18 protein-coding genes are annotated in these 22,302 nt (G+C 58.7%); 2 read left to right on the forward strand and 16 right to left on the reverse strand.

The annotated features are described in order from the left end of the window. Positions 1-146: 146 nt before the first annotated feature. The 14 genes from CQ012_RS04270 to dinB all read right to left on the reverse strand — a co-directional run bounded on the left by CQ012_RS04270 (position 147) and on the right by dinB (position 17,081). Positions 147-881, reverse strand: coding sequence for a cell division protein FtsQ/DivIB (locus tag CQ012_RS04270; RefSeq protein ID WP_105656798.1), 735 nt, complete (start codon positions 879-881; stop codon positions 147-149). Positions 882-943: 62 nt separating this feature from the next. Next, positions 944-2,341: a UDP-N-acetylmuramate--L-alanine ligase gene (murC, locus tag CQ012_RS04275; protein ID WP_105661483.1), complete on the reverse strand. Its 1,398-nt coding sequence runs from the start codon at positions 2,339-2,341 to the stop codon at positions 944-946. Between the two features lie 4 nt (positions 2,342-2,345). Then, complete coding sequence (gene murG, locus CQ012_RS04280; RefSeq protein ID WP_105661484.1) at positions 2,346-3,467, reverse strand: undecaprenyldiphospho-muramoylpentapeptide beta-N-acetylglucosaminyltransferase; 1,122 nt, start codon at positions 3,465-3,467, stop codon at positions 2,346-2,348. Positions 3,468-3,566: 99 nt separating this feature from the next. After that, a complete protein-coding gene (gene ftsW / locus CQ012_RS04285; protein ID WP_105661485.1) occupies positions 3,567-4,820 on the reverse strand; it encodes a putative lipid II flippase FtsW in 1,254 nt (417 codons plus the stop codon). Positions 4,821-4,863: 43 nt separating this feature from the next. Beyond that, positions 4,864-6,408, reverse strand: coding sequence for a UDP-N-acetylmuramoyl-L-alanine--D-glutamate ligase (gene murD, locus CQ012_RS04290; protein WP_105661486.1), 1,545 nt, complete (start codon positions 6,406-6,408; stop codon positions 4,864-4,866). Beyond that, positions 6,390-7,493 carry a phospho-N-acetylmuramoyl-pentapeptide-transferase gene (mraY, locus tag CQ012_RS04295; RefSeq protein ID WP_105656803.1) on the reverse strand — a complete coding sequence of 368 codons (1,104 nt, stop codon included), beginning with the start codon at positions 7,491-7,493 and terminating at the stop codon, positions 6,390-6,392. Before mraY ends, murD begins: the two co-directional genes overlap by 19 nt. Next, complete coding sequence (locus tag CQ012_RS04300) at positions 7,490-8,947, reverse strand: UDP-N-acetylmuramoyl-tripeptide--D-alanyl-D-alanine ligase (RefSeq protein WP_105661487.1); 1,458 nt, start codon at positions 8,945-8,947, stop codon at positions 7,490-7,492. The genes mraY and CQ012_RS04300 overlap by 4 nt, the downstream gene beginning before the upstream one ends. A 50-nt stretch (positions 8,948-8,997) precedes the next feature. Further along, positions 8,998-10,590 (reverse strand): UDP-N-acetylmuramoyl-L-alanyl-D-glutamate--2,6-diaminopimelate ligase, encoded by a 1,593-nt coding sequence (locus CQ012_RS04305; RefSeq protein WP_105656805.1) that lies wholly within the window; start codon positions 10,588-10,590, stop codon positions 8,998-9,000. Further along, complete coding sequence (locus CQ012_RS04310) at positions 10,584-12,398, reverse strand: peptidoglycan D,D-transpeptidase FtsI family protein (RefSeq protein ID WP_286134108.1); 1,815 nt, start codon at positions 12,396-12,398, stop codon at positions 10,584-10,586. Before CQ012_RS04310 ends, CQ012_RS04305 begins: the two co-directional genes overlap by 7 nt. A 74-nt stretch (positions 12,399-12,472) precedes the next feature. Next, positions 12,473-13,243, reverse strand: coding sequence for a cell division protein FtsL (ftsL, locus tag CQ012_RS04315; protein ID WP_105656806.1), 771 nt, complete (start codon positions 13,241-13,243; stop codon positions 12,473-12,475). Between the two features lies 1 nt (position 13,244). Continuing rightward, positions 13,245-14,237, reverse strand: a complete 993-nt coding sequence (gene rsmH, locus CQ012_RS04320) for a 16S rRNA (cytosine(1402)-N(4))-methyltransferase RsmH (RefSeq protein ID WP_181148802.1) — start codon at positions 14,235-14,237, stop codon at positions 13,245-13,247. 170 nt (positions 14,238-14,407) lie between these two features. Next, positions 14,408-14,821, reverse strand: coding sequence for a division/cell wall cluster transcriptional repressor MraZ (gene mraZ / locus CQ012_RS04325; RefSeq protein ID WP_038990697.1), 414 nt, complete (start codon positions 14,819-14,821; stop codon positions 14,408-14,410). A gap of 527 nt (positions 14,822-15,348) precedes the next feature. Continuing rightward, positions 15,349-15,732, reverse strand: coding sequence for an SCO2097 family morphological protein (locus CQ012_RS04330; RefSeq protein ID WP_105656808.1), 384 nt, complete (start codon positions 15,730-15,732; stop codon positions 15,349-15,351). Positions 15,733-15,914: 182 nt separating this feature from the next. Then, a complete protein-coding gene (gene dinB, locus CQ012_RS04335; protein WP_105661488.1) occupies positions 15,915-17,081 on the reverse strand; it encodes a DNA polymerase IV in 1,167 nt (388 codons plus the stop codon). Positions 17,082-17,243: 162 nt separating this feature from the next. Between dinB and CQ012_RS04340 the strand changes: the two genes are divergently transcribed. After that, complete coding sequence (locus CQ012_RS04340) at positions 17,244-18,350, forward strand: polyprenyl synthetase family protein (RefSeq protein WP_105656810.1); 1,107 nt, start codon at positions 17,244-17,246, stop codon at positions 18,348-18,350. 100 nt (positions 18,351-18,450) lie between these two features. Here CQ012_RS04340 and CQ012_RS04345 read toward each other — a convergent pair whose 3' ends face one another. Beyond that, entirely contained in the window at positions 18,451-18,804 is a 354-nt protein-coding gene (locus CQ012_RS04345) for an Rv2175c family DNA-binding protein (protein ID WP_105656811.1), read from the reverse strand. A 206-nt stretch (positions 18,805-19,010) separates the two neighbouring features. On the opposite strand from CQ012_RS04345, the gene CQ012_RS04350 reads away from it, so the two are divergent. Further along, positions 19,011-20,732 (forward strand): lytic transglycosylase domain-containing protein, encoded by a 1,722-nt coding sequence (locus tag CQ012_RS04350; RefSeq protein ID WP_166650794.1) that lies wholly within the window; start codon positions 19,011-19,013, stop codon positions 20,730-20,732. A 77-nt stretch (positions 20,733-20,809) separates the two neighbouring features. On the opposite strand, the gene CQ012_RS04355 is transcribed toward CQ012_RS04350, so the two are convergent. Next, positions 20,810-22,297 (reverse strand): sensor histidine kinase, encoded by a 1,488-nt coding sequence (locus CQ012_RS04355; protein WP_105656813.1) that lies wholly within the window; start codon positions 22,295-22,297, stop codon positions 20,810-20,812. Positions 22,298-22,302: the final 5 nt, after the last annotated feature.

A 22,302-nucleotide genomic window follows, 5' to 3' on the forward strand; every position in this document is an offset into this window, starting at 1 on the left:
TTAAGATTCTGTCAAGCTGTCGTTATTAGAAACGCTATGAGTCGTGTGGTCTTTCTGCAACGACCGCCTAGGCGTGTCGCTTATTCAAAACTATCTTTCCAGAATTTCTTGGCTTATTGGTCTTCCCGCGCCCAGAGCACCGCGACTTAATAGACCACGGGATTTTCTGGGTTGGTGACGTCGATGGTCGTCTTGGCCGCGTGCTTTTTCTCAAGCTCTTTCAAGAAGATCGTCGCCACTTCATTTTTCAGGGCCGCTTTCTTGGCGTCTCCCCAAATCAAAGTGCGGTTCTTCGGCAACGCCAGTTCGGCGAACCCTGCCTTGGACAAGGATGCCGTTGAGACTTCCTTGAGCACTTTCTTGTCAACGGTGCTCAAGATTCCGGTCAGCAGCTTGAACTGCTCCGGATCAGCAGTGACGTCGGTGGCCTTGATCTTGGGCAACTGGTCCTTGTCATTCTTGCCGACGGTGCGAAGCTTCTTGCCGGTCTCGGAGACCAGGTACTGCTTCTTGCCCTCCAGCAAGATGGCCACCGGCACAGCTTCGATTACCTCAACGACCAAGGTGTTGGGCATCTGGGCCTTGACCACGATTTCGTCGATGGCCGGCTGCTCGCCGATCAGCTCCTGGACCCTCGATTCAGAGATCCGCGGCAGCGGAACGCCCTTCAATGGTTCCAGGGACTTCCCCAGCTTCTCGGAATTGACCAGCTTGGTGCCGGTTACTTCGATCTTCTTGGCAGCGATCACCGGTGAGAAGCTCAAGATCAAAACCGCAGCGAGGCTGAGCACGACGATGCATGCCGTGAGAATAATCAGGATCTTGCGCCGTTTTTTCTCCGGGCTCTCCGGAAGTTCTACGACTTTTGCTGCTTCACCCATGGATCACCTTGGTAGACGGAAGTGGACCAACTGCGATGGCCTCGGACTCGGGACGGAATTCGTCAGCTCAGCGACTTGACGATGTCTGGGCCTAGCGCTGTGACATCGCCGGCGCCAATGGTCATGATGACATCGCCCGGCTCGGACTGCTCAACCACGTGCGCTACAGCGGCTGCCGGCGAAAGTACCTGGGCAGGAACCTCGATGCGCGATGCGATCAGTTCGCTGTCCACGCCATCGATAGGTTCTTCACGTGCCGGGTAGATATCCAGCACGGCCACCGAATCGGCCAGGGACAAGGCCTGGGCGAATTGGCGGAAGAACTCTTGGGTACGGCTGAACAGGTGCGGCTGGAAGACAATGTGCAGCCGGCCGTTGCCGGCCACCGTACGGCCGGCGGTCAGCGCTGCCTGCACCTCGGTCGGGTGGTGCGCGTAGTCGTCGTAGACACGGACCTCTGCGGCTTCACCCTTGAATTCGAATCGGCGAGCTGCCCCGGAGAAACTGGAGAGCGCCTGCAGCGCTTCGTCAACGTCCACACCTGCATCAATGCCGACAGACAATGCGGCGGCAGCATTAAGCAGGTTGTGCTGGCCGGGCACTGCCAGATCCAGGATGCGGCTTTGTCCGCTGCCCCATTCGATGGTTGCGGTGAAGCGGCCGTCTTCGGTGGCGCGGGCATCGGAAAGGCGGCGGTCGGCGTGATCGCTGAAGCCGTAGGTCTGCACGCGGATTTCCGGACGCTCTGCGCGCATCTTGTGCGCCAGATCGTTGGAACCCTCATCATCTGCACAGCAGATCAGCAAGCCGTCTGCCGGCAATAGCCTGGCGAAGTCCACGAAGGCCTGGTGCACTGCTTCAGCGGTACCGTAGTGATCCAGGTGGTCGGCTTCGACGTTGGTCACGATGATGGCATCCGGCCGGTAGTTGAGGAAGGAAGCGTCGGATTCGTCCGCTTCGGCCACGAAGTAGGATCCGGCCCCGAGCTCGGCGTTGGTGCCCAGGCTTGGAATATTCGCTCCCACGGCGAAGCTCGGACGCGCGCCAATGGTCTTGAGCATATGGGCGGTCAGCGAAGTGGTGGTGGTCTTGCCGTGAGTACCGGCGATGGCCACGATCTTCTCGTGGCCGCGCATGGTAGCTTCCAGGCCTTCGGAGCGGTGCAAGATTCGCAGTCCGCGGCGCAGGGCTTCGTCATATTCCGGGTTTCCGGCCTTGATGATCGAGGAGATCACCACGGTGTCGGCGTCGCCGAGGTTCGCTGGGTCGTAGCCTACGTGGATTCGCGCGCCGCGCTCACGCAAGCCATCGAGCACCGGGAGATCCTTGGCATCGGTGCCGGAGACAGCCAGGCCGTAGTCGAGCAGCAGCCGTGCAACCGCTGATACGCCAACCCCGCCTACACCCATCAGGTGTACCTTGCCCAGATCGGCGTTCAGTTCGTCGGCTCGCAGTGCCATGGTTCTAGCCTTCCTGACCCGCACGGCGGCGGGTTGAAACTTCATCAATAATCCGTCGCGCCATGATCTGCGCGGCGTCGCGCTGCCCCAATGAGGCAGCGGCTTGAGACATCTTTTCAATTTTATGCTGATCGGTCAGCAGATTGATGACATTTTCGCTGATATAGGACTTTGTGAACTCCGCGTCGGAAACCAGGACGGCTCCCCCGGCAGCGACCAGTTCACGGGCGTTGAGCTTTTGCTCGCCGTTGCCGATGGGCAGCGGAACCAGTACCGAGGCCGTGCCAGCTACGGCCAGTTCGCAGACGGTGCCCGCGCCGGAGCGGCAGATCATCAAATCCGCGACGGCGTAGGCGTAGTCCATGCGGTCCACGTATTCGGTCTGGCTGTAGCCTTCATGGGACAGCAGATTGCCCGAGGCGTCCAGAATCTGCTTTCCGCGTCCGGTGATGTGGATAGTGTGGATGCCAGCTGCGTTCAGCTCGTCCAGGGACTGCTCGATGGCGGTATTGATGCTCTGCGCTCCGGAGGATCCACCGGTGACCAGAAGTACCGGCTTCTGCCCGGTGATACCGAAGTACCCGCGTGCTTCGCCTCGCAGCGCGGCTTTGTCCATGGTGGCAACGTTGGAGCGCATCGGCATGCCCACCTGCATCTCACCGGGCAGCCCGGTGTTGGCGAAAGTGGTTCCGACGAATGCCGCGTTCTTTGCCCCGAGCTTGTTGGCCATGCCGGCAACGGAGTTGGCCTCATGCACGAAGATCGGCAGCTTCAGCTGCTTCGCGGCAAGATATGCCGGGGTGCAGACATAACCGCCGACGCCCAGGACGGCCTCGGCCTTGGTAGTGCGCAGAACGTTCTTGGCGTTGTTAATGGCCTTGATGAAACGGAAAGGGAACTTGAGCAGATCCACGTTGATGCTGCGTGGCATCGGGGCCTTGGGGATGAGTTCGAGCGGGTAGCCGGCTTCCGGCACCAGCTTGGTTTCCAGGCCACCGGGAGAACCCAGTGCTGTGACCATTGCTTCGGGATGCTCGGCCTTCACGGCATCAGCTATGGCCAGCATGGGCGAGATATGGCCGGCAGTTCCGCCGCCGGCGACGACTAGACGAAGTGCTTCGCTCATCTGTTGCTGTACTCCTTCGTCCTGCCAATGGGCAGGATCAACGTCCACCGCAGATTCAGCGATGGGCCTCTGCTTCTGATAGCGGCCGCTAGCGGCGCACTATTTGGTTTTCTTGCTCTTTGCCGGTTTCTTTTCCAGCGTTGCTTCGAATTCAAGTTTTTGCGCCCGGGCCGAGGAGAGGACATAGCCCATTGCCAGCATGATGGCGAGCATCGCCGAGCCGCCGGAGGAAATGAACGGCAGCGGAACACCGATCACGGGAAGTACGCCGGTGACGGTACCCAGATTCACGAAGGTCTGGCCGATGACCCAGGACATCAGGCAACCCATGAGCACCTTGGTGTACAAGTCCTTGGCGCGTGCTGCAATGCGATACATCGCCAAGGCCAGCAGCATGAACATGACCAGGACGAACAGCACGCCGATCAGGCCGAACTCTTCACCCAGGATGGAGAAGATGAAGTCGTTCTGCGCCTCAGGCACATAGGACCACTTCATGCGGGACTGGCCTGCGCCCACACCGAACCAGCCGCCGGAGGCGAAGGCGTGAAGGCCCATGCTGGCCTGGTAGCAAAGGTCGCTGCTCGGGCCGCAATCGGTATCAAGCCAAGCGACGATGCGCTGGCGGCGGTTGGAGGAAGCGAAGATCGCCACGGACAGGCCCAGGACACCGACCACCGAAAACGCCGCCAGCCACTTCATCCGGATGCCGCCCAAGAACATCGCCGAGGCAATGATCATCAACAAGACCAGCGCTGTACCTACGTCCTTGCCGACCACGATGAGGCCAACAATGAAGACCCCCACCGGGGCAATCACTGGGACGACCAAATGCTTGATGTCGTGCAGCAGATGCTGCTTCTTTTCCAGCATGAACGCGGCAAAAACAGACAACGCCAGTTTGGCGAACTCGCTGGGCTGCAGGCCGAAGCCGCCGATGCGGATCCAGTTTCGGTTGCCGAGCACCGTATGGCCCAATGGCGTGAACGCCACGAGGAACAACAGGACCACTGCCGCAATAACGGAAGGCCAGGCCAGCCGCTTCAGCGTTTCCGGCTTGATCCGCTGCATGACCAGCATGCAGAGAATACCCAAGGCGGCAAAGCCACCCTGGGACAGCGCCACGGTGAAACCGTCCCTGCCCTTCGCGATCGCTTCAACCGACGCCGATGACTGGACCATGACCACACCGAAAACGGCCAGCACGATGGAGCCCACGAGCACCAGCCAGTAGTCCGTGGAGGCCATGCGGCCGCTGGAGTTCTCGACGGTTCCGAGCATCCTGCCGAATCTCGCGTACCAAGGGAGTTCGGCTTTGGAACCTGCTGGCTTCTTGTTCATTTTCATCGCCATCGGTGCCTCCTGCCTCGGTGTCGTTTATTCGGTCAGCTTTCGATTACTGGTCTTCGCCAGTTTTATCCATCAGATCACTGACGGCAGCGATAAATGCGTTGCCACGCTGGGCGTAGGAACTGAATTGGTCCATCGAGGCCGCGGCGGGAGCCATGAGCACGGTATCCCCTGCTTCGGCTACTTCGGCAGCCTTGGAGACCGCACGCGTCATGACCTGGGCGCCGCTTGGAACCGAACCGTCACCGCCCTGCGCTGCCCCAGTGATGTCGATGACTTCAACCTCTGGCGCGTGGGCAGCGAGTGCTTGGCGCAAACCGGCGGTGTCGGTGCCGATGAGCAAGACCTTGGCCAGGCGCTGCGCGTGCTTGGCGATCAAGTCGCCGTATTCCACGCCCTTGGACAAGCCACCGGCAATCCAGACCACACGGGTGAATGCAGCCAACGAAGCATCGGCCGCATGCGGATTAGTGGCCTTGGAATCATTGATCCACAGGATGTCGTTCTTGCGGGCGACGGCCTGGATCCGGTGATCGCCGGAGTCGAAGTTCGCCAAACCCGCAGCGACAGCTTCTGCATTCACTCCGTACGCGCGGGTCAGCGCCGCCGCGGCAGCCGCGTTCGCGGCGGTGTGGCGCGGAACAATCTCGCCGATGTCCTTCAGGGCGATCAGTTCCACGGCACTGGTCTTGCGCTCTTCGATGAAGGCGCGGTCCACCAGCAGGCCTTCGACAACACCCACCATCGATACTGCTGGGGTATCGGTGGTGAAGCCGATAGCACGGCAGCCTTCGATGACTTCAGCGTTTTCCACCATGGTGATGGTGCGCTCATCGGCGGCGTTGAAGATCGCTGCTACCTGGGTGCGTTCGTAGATCTTGGCCTTGGCGGCCTTGTAGTTGTCGAAGCCGCCATGCCAGTCCACGTGGTCTTCGGCCAGGTTCAAGACCACCGAGGCAAGCGGAGAAATGCTATGCGTGTAGTGCAGCTGGAAGCTGGAGAGCTCGACGGCGAATACGTCATAGTCCACCGGTTCGCGTACGGCATCCAGGATCGGGGTGCCGACGTTGCCGACGGCGATGGCCTTCAGCCCATCGGCGCGCAGGATCGCCTCGGTCATGCCCACAGTGGTGGTCTTGCCGTTGGTGCCGGTAATCGCCAGCCACTGTGGTGCTGTGTGGCCGGCACGGTTCTGCACGCGCCAAGCCAGCTCGATATCGCTCCAGATCTCGATGCCCTCGGACTCGGCCTCTGCGATGACCGGATTACGGGGATTCCAGCCTGGGGAAACCATGACCAGCTGGGCCAGCTTGCCATCGACCAACGGCAGGGCTTGTACGTTCCCGTCGCCCAGCAGCACCTCATGGGCCCCGACGATCTTCAGCGTCTCGGCACGTTGCTGGTTCAGCTGGTCATCGCGGCCGTCGATGACGGTGACGATGGCACCCAGCTCGATGAGGGTGTCGGCCGCAGAGAATCCGGAGAGTCCCAGTCCGGCGACGACTACGCGCAGGCCTTTCCAATCAGCATCCCAGCTGGTTAGCGAGTCAAGAGATTTGCCAGCGTCTACGCTCACAGTGCGACAACCCATTCAGAGTAGAAGAGACCCAGGCCCGCGGCCACGAACAGGCCGGCAAGGATCCAGAATCGGATAACAACGTTTTCTTCGGACCAGCCCGAAAGCTCGAAGTGGTGCTGCAGCGGCGCCATCTTGAACACGCGCTTGCCGCCCGAGAGCTTGAAGTAGCCCACCTGGATGATCACCGACAGGGAGATGATCACGAACAGGCCGGCAATTACCACCAGCAGCAGCTGGGTGCGCGAGAGGATCGCGAAGGCAGCCACGGCGCCGCCGATGGCCAGCGATCCGGTGTCGCCCATGAAGATCTTCGCCGGCTTGGCGTTGAACCAGAGGAAGGCGATCAGCGCACCGGAGAGGGTGGCCCCCAGCAGGGCCAGGTCCTGCGGGTCGCGTACCGAGTAGCAGACGTCCAGCGAGTCCATGTTGCTGCAGGCCTGGTTCTGCTGCCAGATGCCCATCAGGGTGTAGGCGCCGAAGACCATGATCGAGGCACCGGTAGCCAGTCCGTCCAGGCCATCGGTCAAGTTCACGCCGTTGGTAGCACCGGTAACGATGAAGTTCGCCCAGAGCACGAACAGGATCATGCCCAGCATCGGGCCTGCGAAGGCCAGGTCGATGTTGGTGTCGCGCAGGAAGGAGATCGCGGTAGAGCCCGGAGTCAGGCCCTGGTCATTGGGGAACTGCAAGGCCAGCACGGCGAAGCTGATGCCGAAGAATGCCTGCAGGACAATCTTCTGCCAGGCGCGCAAGCCCAATGAGCGCTTCTTGAAGATCTTGATGAAGTCATCGAGGAAGCCGACCAGTCCCATGCCGCCGAAGAGCATCAGGACCAGCATTCCGCTGGCGGTAATTCCCGAAGAAGTGCGTCCCATGAGCGAAAGGATGCCATGGGTGGCGAAGTACGCCACGAACACGGCCAGGACGAAGACCACTCCGCCCATGGTCGGGGTGCCGGACTTGATGGCGTGCGAGTTCGGCCCGTCGTCGCGCACGACCTGCCCGTATTGCTTCTTGGTGAGCAGGCGGATGTACAGCGGCATGGCCACCATGGTCAGCACGAGGGCAATGCCGGCCCCCAGAATCAATGCGATCATGCGTTGTCGCCTTCCTTCGCGAATGCTGCAATGTCGTCGCCGAGGAAGCGTAGACCGGCCCCGTTAGAGGACTTGAACAAGGCGATGTCGCCTGGCTGAAGCTGCTCTTGCAGCAGCGCGCGAGCCTCATCTACGTCTTCAACGTAGAAGGCCTCGTCGCCCCAGCTGCCTTCGAGCACAGCGGAGTTGTAGGCGGGCTTTGCGCCACGGCCTACCACTACAAGTTTCTTGATGTTCATGCGAACTGCCATGCGGCCCAGCAGGTCGTGCTGGTGGATGCTGTCATCGCCCAGTTCCAGCATTTCGCCCAGGACTGCCCAAGTGCGTCGGCCCGGTGCGCCGTCGGCGCCCAGGCCCAATTCGGCCAGGGTCACCAGCGCAGCGCGCATTGATTCAGGGTTCGCGTTGTACGCGTCGTTGATGATGCTCACGCCGTCAGCGCGCTCGATGCGCTCCATGCGCCAGCGGCTGCCGGCAGCGCGGCCTTCCAGGCCTGCGGCGATCAATTCCGGGGCGATATCCAGGGCCAGTGCAGCGTTGGCCGCGGCGAGGATATTCGAGACGTGATGGCGTCCCAGGAGGCCCGAGGTGATGCGCTTGCTGTAGCCGCCAGGGAATTCAAGAGTGAGTTCTGGCTGCCCGTGGGAATTCACAACAACGTCGGTGGCCCAGACCCCAGCGTTTTCCGGCTTGTTCTTTCCGGTGCCGAAGAAGCGCACGGCTCCCCCGGAACGCAAGTCCATGCGTGCCACGCGGGGGTCTTCAGCATTCAAGATGGCCGTGCCATCGGCTGGCAGGGCTTCAACGAGTTCGCCCTTGGCCTTCTCGATGTTCTCCACCCCGCCGAATTCGCCGGCATGGGCGGTACCGACGCACAACACGACACCGACCTGCGGGTGCACCATATCTGTCAGGTACGTCAGGTGGCCAATGCCGGTGGCCCCCATCTCGATGACAAAGTACTTGGTCTCTTCGGTGGCGCTGAATACCGTCAGCGGGACGCCGACTTCGCCATTGTACGAGCCGATTGGCGACACGGTCGGCGCCACTTGCGACAGAATACCGGCGAGCAGGTCCTTGGTGGTGGTCTTGCCGGCCGAACCGGTGATGCCCACGACCTTGGCGTCGTTCTTTTCCTTGAGAAGCGCAACGATGTGCGCGGCAATTTTGCCCATTGCTTCTACCGCGTCTTCAATGATGATCGCCGGGTGTTCCCTGCGGTCTTCATCGTGGGTAATGCGTTCAGCTAGGGCCAGCACTGCGCCGGCGGCGCGTGCACGGTCGATAAAGGCGTGCCCGTCGGAGAGTTCTCCGGGCTTGGCGACGAATAAGGCACCCGGGACGACTTCGCGCGAGTCAGTGGTCACGGAAGTGATCACCGTGTCGGAGGCGGCTGTAGCAGTCGCTTTTCCGCCGGTGATTTCCAGCAGGTCGGTCAGAGACAGTTCAATCATGGCAATAAGGACTTTACACTTGAGCGGTGGCGATAGTGGACTTGTACGTTCTAGGAATTGGTCACAAATCCATGAAGATTCAGTGCTTTCGCTAGTTCCACTCGATCATCCAGTTCCACGTCAATTCCCGCGACGTCTTGGCTGACTTCATGTCCCCGCCCGGCCACGAGAATCGCGTCGTTGGCTTCGGCCAAACTCACAGCGAACTCTACGGCTTTGGCGCGTGGCGCGATGTTGTGAAGCTGCACCTGCGGACGCTCGGAATCGAGAACTTGCTGTGCTCCGGCGGCAACCTGGGCGCGGATCGGAGCCGGGTCTTCGCTGTGCGGGTCGTCGTCGGTCACAATGACGATATCCGCGTGGCGGGCTGCCACCGCTCCCATATCCGGGCGCTTGGTCTTATCGCGCTCTCCGGTGGCGCCGAAGACGACGATCCGGCGTCCCTGCTCCCCCGGACGGATGGAATCCAAAGCCTTTGCCAGTGCATCCGAATTATGGGCGAAATCGACTACGGCTACCGGAGATTCGGCTACGACCTGCATCCGCCCTGGAACGGCGACCGACAGCGGATCCTTGGAGTCCAAGGCCTGCTGCAGGGCTTCGAGGTCCGCACCGCCGGCCAGCACCATCAAGGCCGCCAGTGCTCCGTTGGCGACGTTGAACATGCCTGGAAGCAGGGTCCGGGTCCGCAGCTGGCGTCCATCCCGGTGCACCAGGGTGAAACTGTGGCCCAATCCGCAGTGCGCCAGTTCGGCAACCCTCCAGTGCGCCGAAGGGTGTTCGCCGTCGAGGCTCAGGGTCTCGGTAGGCACCAGGGCGCGCTCGGCCAGGCGCTGGCCGTATTCATCGTCTACCATGACCACTGCGCGCTCGGAGCGTTCCGCGGTGAATAGTTCGGCCTTGGTTTCGAAGTACTCGTCCATCGTGCCGTGCAGGTCCAAGTGGTCCTGGGTCAGGTTGGTGTAACCGGAAACGGCAAAGCGCAGGGCATCAACGCGGCCATAGCTCAGCGAGTGGCTGGATACCTCCATGGCCACCGACGTGACTTCCTGCTGCGCCATGCGCGAGAGCACGCCGTGCAGCTGGGTGGACTCCGGGGTGGTCAGCACGCTGGGGATGATCTGCCCGCGGGCGGACATCTCAATCGTGCCGATCAGGCCGGTTTCTTCACCCAGCGCATCCAGGATCGCGCGGATCATGAAGGTTGTGGTGGTCTTGCCGTTGGTGCCGGTGACAGCGAACAGCTTCGGGCTGCGCTGGTCGGTTCCGTAGACGCTCTGCGCGATCACGGCTGCGGATTTGCGTACATCTGCAACGACGGCCACCGGGATCGAGAGGTCATCGCTGAGGAATTCGAGTCCTGCAGTATCGGTGATCAGTGCGACAGCACCGTTGCCGATGGCGGTTTCCACGAATTCGGCACCGTGGCGCTTGGCGCCGGAAATACCCAGGAAGACGTCACCGCTCTGTACGATCTGCGGGTTGAGGCTGACGCCGAGGATTTGCGGAGCGGCATTGAGCAGCGCTCCAGTTCGCACCGCGCCAGCTGTGCCGCAGAGCTGGTCGAAGCCAAGACCGGCGATGCTCTCTGGGCGTAGGTACCGTTCTAGCTCACGCGGAGTGTCGGGGTTCTGGACTACCAAGATTTCTTCTGATCCTCACCTACAAAGACGTCATACGCCTCTGACTTTGTCGTGCTCGGTGGCACATTGAATGTGTTGAGAGTATGGCTCATAACATCGGTAAACGTGTCAGCTACCGAGAAGTCTTTCCAGTTGCCCTTTGGCCTGTACATGGTTGCCACGACGACGAACTGCGGATCTTCCAAGGGAGCGACACCTGCAAAGGAATAAGTATATCCGTCATAGCCCTTGGCGCTTGCCGCCTGGCCTGTACCGGTCTTGCCGCCCACGCGGTACCCGGGAATGCGCTCCTTGTAGCCGGTACCGTCGTCAACGACCGATTCCATGAGCTTGAGCATTTCGTCAGCGGTGCTTTTCTTGACCACGCGCTTCTTTTCCGGTGCGGGGATCTTGGTGATGGTACCGTCTTCGTTGCGGTAGCCCTCAATCAGGCTTGGCGAAAGGCGAACGCCGCCGTTGGCCAAGGACTGGAAAATTGAAGCGGTGTGCAGCACGGTCTGCGAATAGCCCTGGCCGAACATGGTGGTGTACTGCTGGCGGCGGTCCCAATTATCGGGATGCGCCAATTGGCCAGCGCTAGCGCCATTCAAGCCGACGCGGATGGGCGAACCCAATCCGAAGGCACGCATGTAGTCGTAACGGGTCTGCTTGCTCATGGTATTTCCGACCATCACGGTGCCGGTGTTGTAGGAACGGGCGAAGATGCCCGAGACCGTCATGTCGTACGTTGGGTGTTCCAACGAGTCATTGATGGTTTCCTTGGTGAACGTCTTCTTATTCGGCACACGCATCTCGGTCAGCGGATCCACTCCGCCCTGGTCGATGGCCGCCGCGAAGATCGCGGCCTTGCCGGTGGAACCTGGCTCGAAAGCACGGGTGATGGAGGTGGAGCGGCGGAACTCCGGCTTGGTAGCGCCTGGATCATTCGGGTCCAATTCAGCGGAGTCGCCGATGGCGAGGATCTTGCCGGTATCCGCTTTCATGACGACCACGGAAACCCACTCAGCGTTGAACTGAGCTTGCTTCTTTTCTGCTGCACGCTGGGCAACGTAGTTGATGTCGGAGTCGATGGTCAGGATGACGTCCTGGCCATCGACTGCAGGGGTTTCTTCGACCTCGGTGACGGGAATGCGCACGCCATCGGCGCTGATCTCGAACTTGCGGCTGCCGGCCGTGCCGGCCAGGTGTTCCTCCTGGCTCAGTTCCAGGCCTTCGGCTCCCACCACGGCTGTTTGGTCTTCGGAGTTGCGCACGAACCCCAGCAGTGGTCCTGCAATTACGCCTTGCGGGTACTGGCGTTCGCTGCGCAGCAATGAGGCAAGTCGCGGAATACCGATTTCGAGGACTTCGTTGCGTACTTCCGGGGTCACGCTCTTGGCGAGCATGACGTACCCTTTGGGCTTGGCATCGCCCTGCGGGCGAACCTTCGTGGCAAGTTCCTCACGGTCCTGGTCAAGGGTATCGGCTAGTTCGTCAATGGCTTGGTCCCACGTGATGCGTTCCTGGCCATTGGTTCCATCCCGCTTCGCACGGCGAATGTTCTCACCCTGCTCGCGCTGGTCGATGACCAGATCATAGCGGTCTACTGAGACGGCGAGGGTGGTGCCATTGCGGTCTTCGATGGATCCTCGATTTGGCGCAATGTTTTCAACGCGTTCGCGGTTTTCCTGTGCAGCGTTGGCAATGGTTGCCGAGTTGATGCCCTGGACCCAGACCAGCCGGCCCAGGATCACCAGCAGCAAAACCACGGAGAGGAGCAGCACAAAGCGCATTCGCTTTTTCGCAGTGTCGATTGCCGTCGAGCTCACAAAAGAACCTAACTTTCCCTCAGCGTGGTTTTCCAGCAGCGTAGGCCACCTGTATCTAGCTTAGAAAGGGCTAACTACTCTGCTGGGGATTTGATGCTTGGTGCAGGGATCGTGCCCCCGTTAAGCTCAGCGTCATTGAACACTGGGCGGCCATCACTGGCAACTTCACGTTCAGCTTTCTCCGGCTTCACCTCTGGTTCCTTGGAACCTTCAGTGGCACCGGACTCCTTCTGTGAATCTGCTGAGGCTTTACCCACAGTGGTCTTCGGCGTGTTTGATGCGTTGGCTTCAGTTTTGCTTTCACCCTTGCGGATGCTGTCGCCCGGCAGCGGAATAGTTCCGTATTCCTGCTTGCTGTTCTTTGCCTTGACCGCCTTCTCAGCGTCTTGGGCAACCTTGCCCTCAGACAGGCTGATCAGCCCTGGAGCACCTGGCGAAACCAAACCGAGGTCCTTTGCCTTGGCGGCCAGTGCCTGTGGCGCCGCCAACGACTGGGCCTCCTTCAGCAGTGCCTGATTCTCTTGGGAAAGCGCACGCTCTTGCGAACGCAAGTTCACGATGTCGTACTGCCGCTGAGCTACAGAAGTATTGAGCAGCACCAGCGTAACAATCACGCTGAATGCCAAGACAACGAGCACCGCAGACATGGTGAACATGGAGCGCTTGCTGGTTTCGTTCATCTTAGGAACCAACGAAAGAGTTACGCGCTGACGCGAATCGCCTTTAGGCAGGTTGCTAGCTGGGACGGGCTCGGGTCGCATTGCACGCGCAGTATTACCGTCGACAACAGGCTGGTTGTTCACGGCTGCGGTCTTCTGCACGCGGCGCTGGGCTCGTTGGCTCATGCTAGCTCCTCTTCAACACTCGTTCCACAGCTCGCAAGCGGGCTGAGGCTGCACGTGAATTTTCTGCTATTTCGTGGTCGCTTGGCTTCTCGGTGCCCTTGGTGAGCACCTTGTATTCAGCTTTGTGTTCGTCCAGCTCCACCGGGAATCCCGGAGGGGCCGACGAGGTAGATCCATGGACGAAGTGCCGCTTGGTGATTTTGTCTTCCAAGGAGTGGTAACTCATCACGACGACTCTTCCGCCGACGTTCAAAGCTCCCATTGCCGCCGGGATCGCACGTTCCAAGACGTCAAGTTCCTCATTCACTGCAATACGCAATGCTTGGAAGGTCCTCTTGGCCGGGTGTCCATGGTTTCGAGCAGCCGCCGCGGGCACAACGCTGCGGATCACTTCAACTAGTTCAGCAGTGGTAGTGATGCGGCTCTTGGCGCGTGCCTCGACGATTGCCGTCGAGATGCGTCCAGCAAACTTCTCTTCGCCCCACTGTCGAATAATTCGAAGCAGTTCGTCGCGTTCCAAGTCGTTGACCAGGTCCTCGGCAGTTGGGCCAACAGAGGTGTCCATGCGCATATCCAGCGGTGCATCATACGAATAGGCGAAACCCCGTTCACGCTCATCGAGCTGCAGCGAGGAAACGCCAAGGTCGAACAGAACGCCGTCGACCCCCGGGAACCCAAGATCTTCCACGACATCCGCAATTTCGTCATACACCGCGTGCACGAGGTCGATGCGGTCCTGGAACGGGGCGAGTCGTGCACCGGCAAGTTCGTGAGCCTGCTCGTCACGGTCTAGACCGATCAGGTGCAAGTTGTCGAACCGCTTGAGGATGGCTTCGGAGTGCCCACCCATCCCGAGGGTGCAGTCAACCACAATTGCCCGACGGCCTTCAGCATTGGCTCGCTCAATACCTGGAGCTAGCAAATTAACGCATCGGTCCAGAAGTACTGGAACGTGGCGTTCGGATGCTGGTCGCTGGGAATCCTGATTTGGCACTGCGCCCCCTTTCGCTTTCGATCTGCTGTTGAGATCAGATCCCCCTCCAACCAAGTGGCGATCCAACCTTCTGGCTCCGGGGAAGTGAAGCCAGACGATTTTCTACCCCAAGGTGGCTGGAGATCTCATCTCAACAAACGTGGTGTTTTGTCGGTGTAGGGCACAAAGCCCTAATCTTCGTCAGTATCGGAGAACACGTCTTCTTGTTCATCCAAGTACTGCTGCCATGCGGTCGAATCCCAGATTTCAATACGGTTGCCCGCACCGATAACTGTGACCTCCCGATCAAGGCCTCCATAAGTGCGCAGCACTTGCGGAATCGTTACGCGCCCCTGCTTATCTGGAACTTCATCCGAGGCCCCTGAGAGGAACACACGCGCATAGTCGCGTGCTCGCCGGGAGGTCAAGGATGCCTGCGCCAGCTGCTCGTGCTGCTTCTCAAATTCCCGCTGGCTGAAAACGTATATGCAACGCTCTTGGCCGCGAGTGAGAACCAGCCCATAGGACAGCTCATCTCGATATTTAGCTGGAAGAATCAACCGACCTTTTTCATCAAGACGCGGTGTGTAAGTTCCAAGGAACATGCACACCACCTTTCCCGTGAAGTGGCCAGAAGCCCCATTCTTCTCTACTTGCCTCCACTTTACTCCACAACCCTCCACTGTCAATGCAATTTCAGTGGTTTCGCGAGGGTCTGGACTTAAAAAACACCTGAATCTAGCGGATGCTCAGCCTATGTTCAGGTGGAGGGATGGGAATCGTCCAGCTGCATGATCCAGTATTTTTCAGAGATTCCACACGCAAATCCGCGGAATATTGCTATTTTTAGGCGCGGTGGTGGGAAGTGGAGGAACCTGGGGAGGGAAGTGGGGGCCTGCCTGACCGGCGAGGTGGACGTGAACCTTGGAATCTGCAGAGAATTCAAGATCACTTGCAAAGTCGCGCGGCCTTCAGATAGGCGCACCGAATATCCAGGACATCCAACTTCCCGAATTGAATGAAACCCATGCGCCCCGGCATGAGGTGCACGGTGACCGTAGGGATGTGAGAAGCGGGGCTTAAACAGAAAAGAGGTGCAACCCTAGGGGTCACACCTCAATATCAATGCAGATCAGCTATCGGACTGATCACGCTTTCGCTGGTTCCATTTTTCTTCCAGGCCGGAAAGGAACTGCGAATTGTTCTTGGCTGCAGATTTTGATCCCGTTCCGTTGGACGGACCAATTTTTCCAGTAGCCGATTTAGTCAGGGCAAGCAGTACACCCGCGAACATCACCGCAAAGCCGAGAACGCCTACGATGATGATGTGCTGCGAGATTCCAAAGATGAGTCCCGCTAGGCCGACGATTACCAGCAAGATACCCAGAGCAATATTGCGGGTCGACAAACGTCCCGTGCCCGATGGGCCTTTCATGCTCGAAGCGAAGCGACGGTCTTCATGCAGCTGCTTTTCCAACTGCTCCAACAAACGCTGCTCGTGTTCCGATAGCGGCATCGTCTTCTCCTTCCAAAGGCAATCTCGACGGTCGTCCACCGTCTTCAAGTTCAACGTCGGGTCGAAGGGAAAAGTTCCCTGGATTCGATCGAACTTAATTCAAGGATAGTCTCTTTTGCACCCGCCCTGCTAGTTGATCTTCCCCACTGTCCAGATATCCATACGTTCTACACAGAATGTGTTTATTCCTTGGGGCGCAGAAAACGTGCTGGGGTCACGATGGACTGCGGGAATCTCTGTCCGATCTGGTCAGCGATGCGTTCCGCTTCTCGGGCTTTCTCTTCGCGGGGGTCCAAGCTAAATTGCAGACCCAACTCGTAATCTTGCAACCGTTCAGCTTTCACCCCGATCAGCCGGACCGGTTGCGGCATAGGGGTCAATTTTCGCAGAAGGGCCAGCGCGGACTCGCTAATTTTCGTTGAAGAATCTGTCGCAGCTGCGAGCGCCTTCGAACGCGTAATTCCAGAAAAGTCCTTGTACTTGATCTTGAGCCCAACACCGTTGGCTGATTTGCCGTGCTGCCGCAGCCGTTGACCGACCTTATGGCTCAGCCGCAAAAGTTCGCCCTCAAGCACCTGGGGATCGGTGATATCCACCGCAAAGGTATGTTCCGATGAAATGCTCTTCTCATCCCGGCTAACCTCCACCGGACGGTTATCGATCCCCCGCGAGAGCAAATGAAGGGCGCGGCCGTGTTCCCCCAACCGGCTAATCAATCTTGCTTCTGGCTCGCCAGCGAGTTGCCCCACGGTCTCAATCCCCAAGGAGTGAAGCTGACTAGCGGTTCGTTTTCCCACGCCCCACATTTTCGACACGGGTAATTCGTGCAGGAATTCTTCGGTTCGCTCGGGCGCAACTACCGCCATGCCGTCAGGCTTGGCGTACGTCGAAGCGAGTTTCGCAACGAATTTATTCCTTGCAATGCCCACGCTGGCCGGCAGTCCCATTTCTTTGCGTATATATTCGCGGATCTGCTGAGCGATCTGCACTGGCCCGCCAAGCATGCGCATGCTTCCAGTAACGTCTAGGAACGCTTCGTCGACACTGACTTGCTCAACCAGAGGCGTCAATGTGCGGAAGTACGCCATGATCTGGGCCGAGGCTTGCGTGTACTTGTGATGGCTCGGCTCGATCACGGTAGCTTGCGGTAGCAGCGGGATGGCTTGGCTCATCGGCATGGCCGAATGGATCCCGCGAGCTCGGCAGTCATAAGACGCAGAGAGCACCACGCTCCGGCCTGAACGGTGGCCTACAATAACTGGCTTGCCTACTAGGTCAGGGCGGTCCCGCAGTTCCACTGAAACAAAGAAGGCGTCCATATCGACATGGAGGATTGCACGATCCACCATTTCAATTCCTCTCCCCTCGTTCGGCTGCACCACCAGCTTACTCGAATGTATATTCGGATTCCGTTCCCACCCCGCGTACTTTGGGTGCCTTCTTCGCCGGGCGGGAATCACCGGTAGAGTTGTTGCTAACCACTAGTTGTTTACCCGTAGAAATGATTTTGCATGTCGATGCCTGATTCTGTGCCGGACCTCAACACTGAAGCCCAGAGCTTGAGCCGTACCTACACTTCTGACGTTGCTCAGTTATTGGAAGAATTCCTGGCTGCGAAAAGCGTTGAAGTTGGTCAGATTACTAGCAGCGCCGTCGAAATCGTCAATGCGATCACGTCACTGACCCGTGGCGGCAAGCGGCTTCGCGCCCTGTTCGCTTTCTGGGGTTACCTCGGTGCAGGTGGTCGGCCCGATGAACGCGACATCGTCCAACTCGGGGTGGCCTTGGAACTCTTCCAAGGAGCCGCGCTGATTCATGACGACATCATCGACAATTCCGATACACGACGCGGTCAGCCGAGCGTTCACAAGCGCTTCGAGGCCCAGCACCGAGAACTTGGGCTTGCGGGGAGCGCAACGAGCTACGGCATGGCCAGCGCAATCCTTACCGGCGACCTATGCCTGTCGTTGAGCGAGGAAGTCTTCTCAGGTATTGCTTCCCTCAACGCTCGGGCGCGTACCATCTTCAATCAGATGCGCACCCAGGTGATGGCCGGGCAGTATCTTGATGTTCTAGAAGAGTCTGCGGGCCCCGCCTACGATCCGAAGGAAGCGGTCAAGCGAGCTCGCACTATCGTGCGCTTCAAGTCAGCCAAATACTCCACTGAAAACCCATTCTTGCTTGGCGGCGCGTTGGCCGGCGCCAGCGAGGCTCTTATGGAGCGCTACTCCGCATTCGCGCTTCCGCTGGGTGAGGCATTCCAGCTACGTGACGATGTTCTGGGCGTGTTTGGCGATCCAGCAGTCACAGGGAAGCCGACCGGCGGCGATTTGCAAGAAGGCAAGCGCACGGAATTGATTGCCCACGCCCTCTTGCTATCAACTTCTGACGAACAGGACTTCATTCAGAGTCGCCTCGGCGCAGTGGATCTCAGCGAAGAAGAAGTGTTGAGACTAAGCGGTATTCTGCGCGATAGCGGCGCCCTGGCGGCCACCGAGCAGAGCATTAGTGAGTTGACCACCCAATCAGATCTCGCCCTGAACGCATTGCACGTCACGCCCCTCGCCTTAGCGGGAATGCAGCAGCTCAGTGATGCAGTGACAAAGAGAAGTAAATAGCGATTCGTTACTAAGACATAACGAAAGGTCTCAACCATCCATGCGATATGGAATACGGTTGAGACCTTTTGTTATTACTGAGGCTAGTTCGTCCGGGCCATTACCAGCCCATGGCCTGCGCCCGCCGACGGATTTCAGTTTTACGTCCGGTGCGCAGAGCATTCATTGGAGTGCCGGGCAGCGATTCATCCTCGGTGAACAGCCAAATAACCGATTCCTCATCGGAGAAGCCGGCATCCAAGAGTACCGAAAGAGTGCCCTTCAGGCTTTCCACCACTACTCCGTCTTGGAGAAAATCTGCAGGGATCGAACGGACATTGCGAGCGCCAATTCTCAACGAAACAATGGCACGCTCATCCAGCAGTCGGTGCACGCGGCGAATATCTACATCTAATTCTTCAGCCACATCGGGCAGGGTCAGCCACTGGCCGACGAGATCTACGGTTTCCTTCACCCCTTAAGGTTCCCACAAATTCCTGATCCGCGCAGAAATTTGGATGAAACTCACCTCAGCAGTTCCCATGAGTCACAGGAGTAGTGTAAATTTTCTTGTATCACTTTGATAACAATTGCATCACAGTCAACATGGGGTACCACTTCCCCTCTGTTACCTGCGGAGCAAAGCCCGTTATTTTCACCGTATAAATGAGGATTGACTCCATGCCCCACGAATCCAAACATGCTTCCAAGCATGCGTTAGGCGTTGTAGCAGGCGCGGCCATTCCCGCTGCGGTCATTGGCAGCCTCGCCTTAGCTCCCGCAGCGCAGGCAGCACCGATGACTGTTCCCAACACCTCAGGAAGCTTTGCCAAGTCGGTAACTCCGGAGACCATCAAGGTCGCTGAAGACCAGATCAAGGCCCACCTGATCGCTTCGCGAGTATCTACGCTGGGATTACCAGCTAAACGAGATGTTTCTGAAATCAAGATCCCGGCAGGTGCGTCCCTATGGAGCATCGCTCGGGAATATGACACAACCGTGTCAGAGCTGAAGAAGCTCAATAATCTTAAGAATGATTCAATCGTCGCCGGCAAGACACTCAAGGTCTCCGGTCATGCTTCGAAAAACAGCCCCAAGGGCAAGTCTTCGAGCTCGTCATCTTCAAGTACCGCCACTTACACCGTCAAGAACGGTGACACCCTCAGCGGCATTGCGAGCAAGCACGACATGAGCTTGTCTGATCTGTTGAAGAAGAATGACATCTCTGCAAGCAAGGTAATCTTCCCCGGCAATAAGCTGAAGGTCAAGGGTTCGGCGTCGAGCTCCAGCAATACGACGCAGACGAAGAAAACTTCTTCTTCGTCGGGTTCTTCAACCTACACTGTGAAGAACGGTGACACCCTCGGAAGCATCGCCATCAAGCACAATATGAGCTTGTCTTCGCTCCTTAGCAAGAACGATATCTCGGCCAGCAAGGTGATCTTCCCTGGCGACAAGATCAAGGTCAAGGGTTCTTCGTCCTCTGGCTCTTCGTCGAAGTCCTCCCAGAAGAAGTCCTCCTCCTCCGGTTCTTCAAGCTACACCGTCAAGTCCGGTGACACGCTCAGCGGCATTGCGGCCAAGCACGGCATGAGCTTGTCCGATCTGTTGAAGACCAATGACATCTCTGCCAGCAAGCCGATCTTCCCAGGCAGCAAGATCAAGGTCTCGGGTGGCACGTCGTCTTCGAGCTCCTCGCCGAAGAGCACTGCTGCGCCCAAGGCCAAGGCCAAGACGTCGACCTACTCCGTGAAGTCCGGCGATACTCTCAGTGGCATCGCGACCAGCCACGACATGAAGCTGGCCACCTTGCTGGATTTGAACCCCGAGTACAGCTCGAGCACGCCATTGAAGATCGGCGCCAAGCTGAAGGTTTCGGGCTCCTCGGTTGCACCGTCGGGTCAGGTCAAGAAGCAGAAGATCGGCAATAGCTTCGCTGGTCGTACCTACGCAGATCACGTTGTGCGAGATGCTAACTCGAACAAGGACTACCTTGACTCGATCAGTGTCCCGAGCCGCGGCGAGATGCAGGACCTGATCCGTTCCACTGCAAAGAGCATGGGCGTTGACCCGGCTCTGGCGTTGGCTCACGCGTACCAGGAGTCTGGCTTCAACATGCGTGCGGTCTCCCCTGCTAACGCCGTTGGCGCCATGCAGGTACTGCCAAGCACCGGTGACTGGATCGCATCGGTCATTGGCCAGGACCTGAACGTCCTGAACCCACGGGATAACGTTGTCGCTGGTGTCGCAGTAATTGCCTACAATTTGGACAACACCGACAACCTGGACAACGCAATCGCATCGTACTACCAGGGCCTGGCCGGTGTTCGTAACAACGGCATGTACGAAGACACCAAGCATTATGTAGCCAGCATCAAGGCTCACATGAAGAATTACCGCTAAATAGCCAAAAGGAGAGGCGCTTCCAACACGGTGTGTTGGAAGTGCCTCTTTTTTTGTTGCAGCTGATCAGGCTGCTCCTAGCCTGTACGGTGGTCAAGATCCAATGGCATGTCGATTACCACCTTGGTCCCGCCCTTCTCGCTCTGTACCCAACGGATTTCACCCGATAGTTCGCTGGTAACCAGAGTGCGGACAATTTGCAGCCCAAGTCCCTCGCGGCGTGGCTCTTCTGGCAACCCGTGGCCGTCATCTTCAATGACAACCCGTAGCCAATCCTTGCTATCGGCACCCTTGTAGCGTTCGGCAACCAGCGCGACTTCACCGTTGCGATGCGCTAGTCCATGTTCCACGGCATTAGTCACCAGCTCATTGATCACCAGTGACAACGGTGTCGCCAAATCAGCGTCAAGCATGCCGAATTCGCCTTCACGACGCGTGGATACCCTTTGCTCCGGAGAAGCGATTTCCACGATCAGACGGAACTGGCGATCCATCAGATCATCAAATTTGACGGTTTCGTTCAGGCCCTTGGACAGGAAGTCGTGGACCGAAGCGATAGTGGAGACTCGTCGCATTGCCTGCTCCAGGCCCTGCTTGCCGTCCTCTGAGCTCATCCTGCGCGATTGCATGCGCAACAGCGCCGCGACAGTCTGCAAGTTGTTCTTCACGCGATGATGGATTTCACGGATCGTAGCGTCCTTGGTGACCAGTTCTTTTTCGCGACGGCGCAGTTCGGACACATCGCGGCACAGCACCAGTGCGCCCCAGCGCTTTGATTCGTTGCGCAGCGGAATGGCACGCAGGGAGAGGGTGACTCCGCGATGTTCCACCTCGGTACGCCATGGCATCTTGCCCTGGAGCACCAGCGGAAGAGTTTCGTCGACTACACGACGGTCGCTGACCAGTGCCATCGTCAGATCAGCCAGTGGCTGGCCCTGGAGGACATCAGCTGCGCCTAATCGGCGGAAAGCTGAAACAGCGTTCGGGCTGGCGAATTCGACGGCTCCATCAACGTTGAGCCGGATGAAACCATCACCGACGCGCGGCGCGCCACGGCGGGAGCCGGTAGGGCTGGCGAAGTCCGGCCACAGCCCTTGGGTACCCATCTGCAACAGGTCATCAGCGCTTTGCCGGTAGACCAATTCCAGATTGCTGGGTGTGCGGGACTGGTTCGGATCGAAGTGGGAAGTGATGACCGCAACCGGTTGGTTCTGGCGCACTAGCGGAATCGCCTGCACCGTGGTCAACCCCATGATGATATCTTTGCCGGCTTGTTCGGCCGAGCGTTGCACTTGCTTGGTTTCCCAAGCGCGGTCCACCATGATGCGCAGATCCTTGCGGATCCGTTCTCCCACGAAGTCGCTATGGAAGGCGGTATGCGAGGTGGAAGGGCGCACGTGTGCCAAAGCCGTATAGGAACCGTCCCCGGTGGGGAACCAGAGCACCAGGTCTGCGAATGCTAGATCCGAGACCAGTTGCCAGTCCCCCACCAGGAGGTGGAGCCAATCCTCATCACCGGGCGCTAGTGCAGCACGTTGACGTAATTCTTCGGTGATGAGGGCCATTGGCG

This window comes from Arthrobacter sp. MYb214 (genome assembly GCF_002979865.1).
Taxonomy (GTDB): Bacteria; Actinomycetota; Actinomycetes; order Actinomycetales; family Micrococcaceae; genus Glutamicibacter.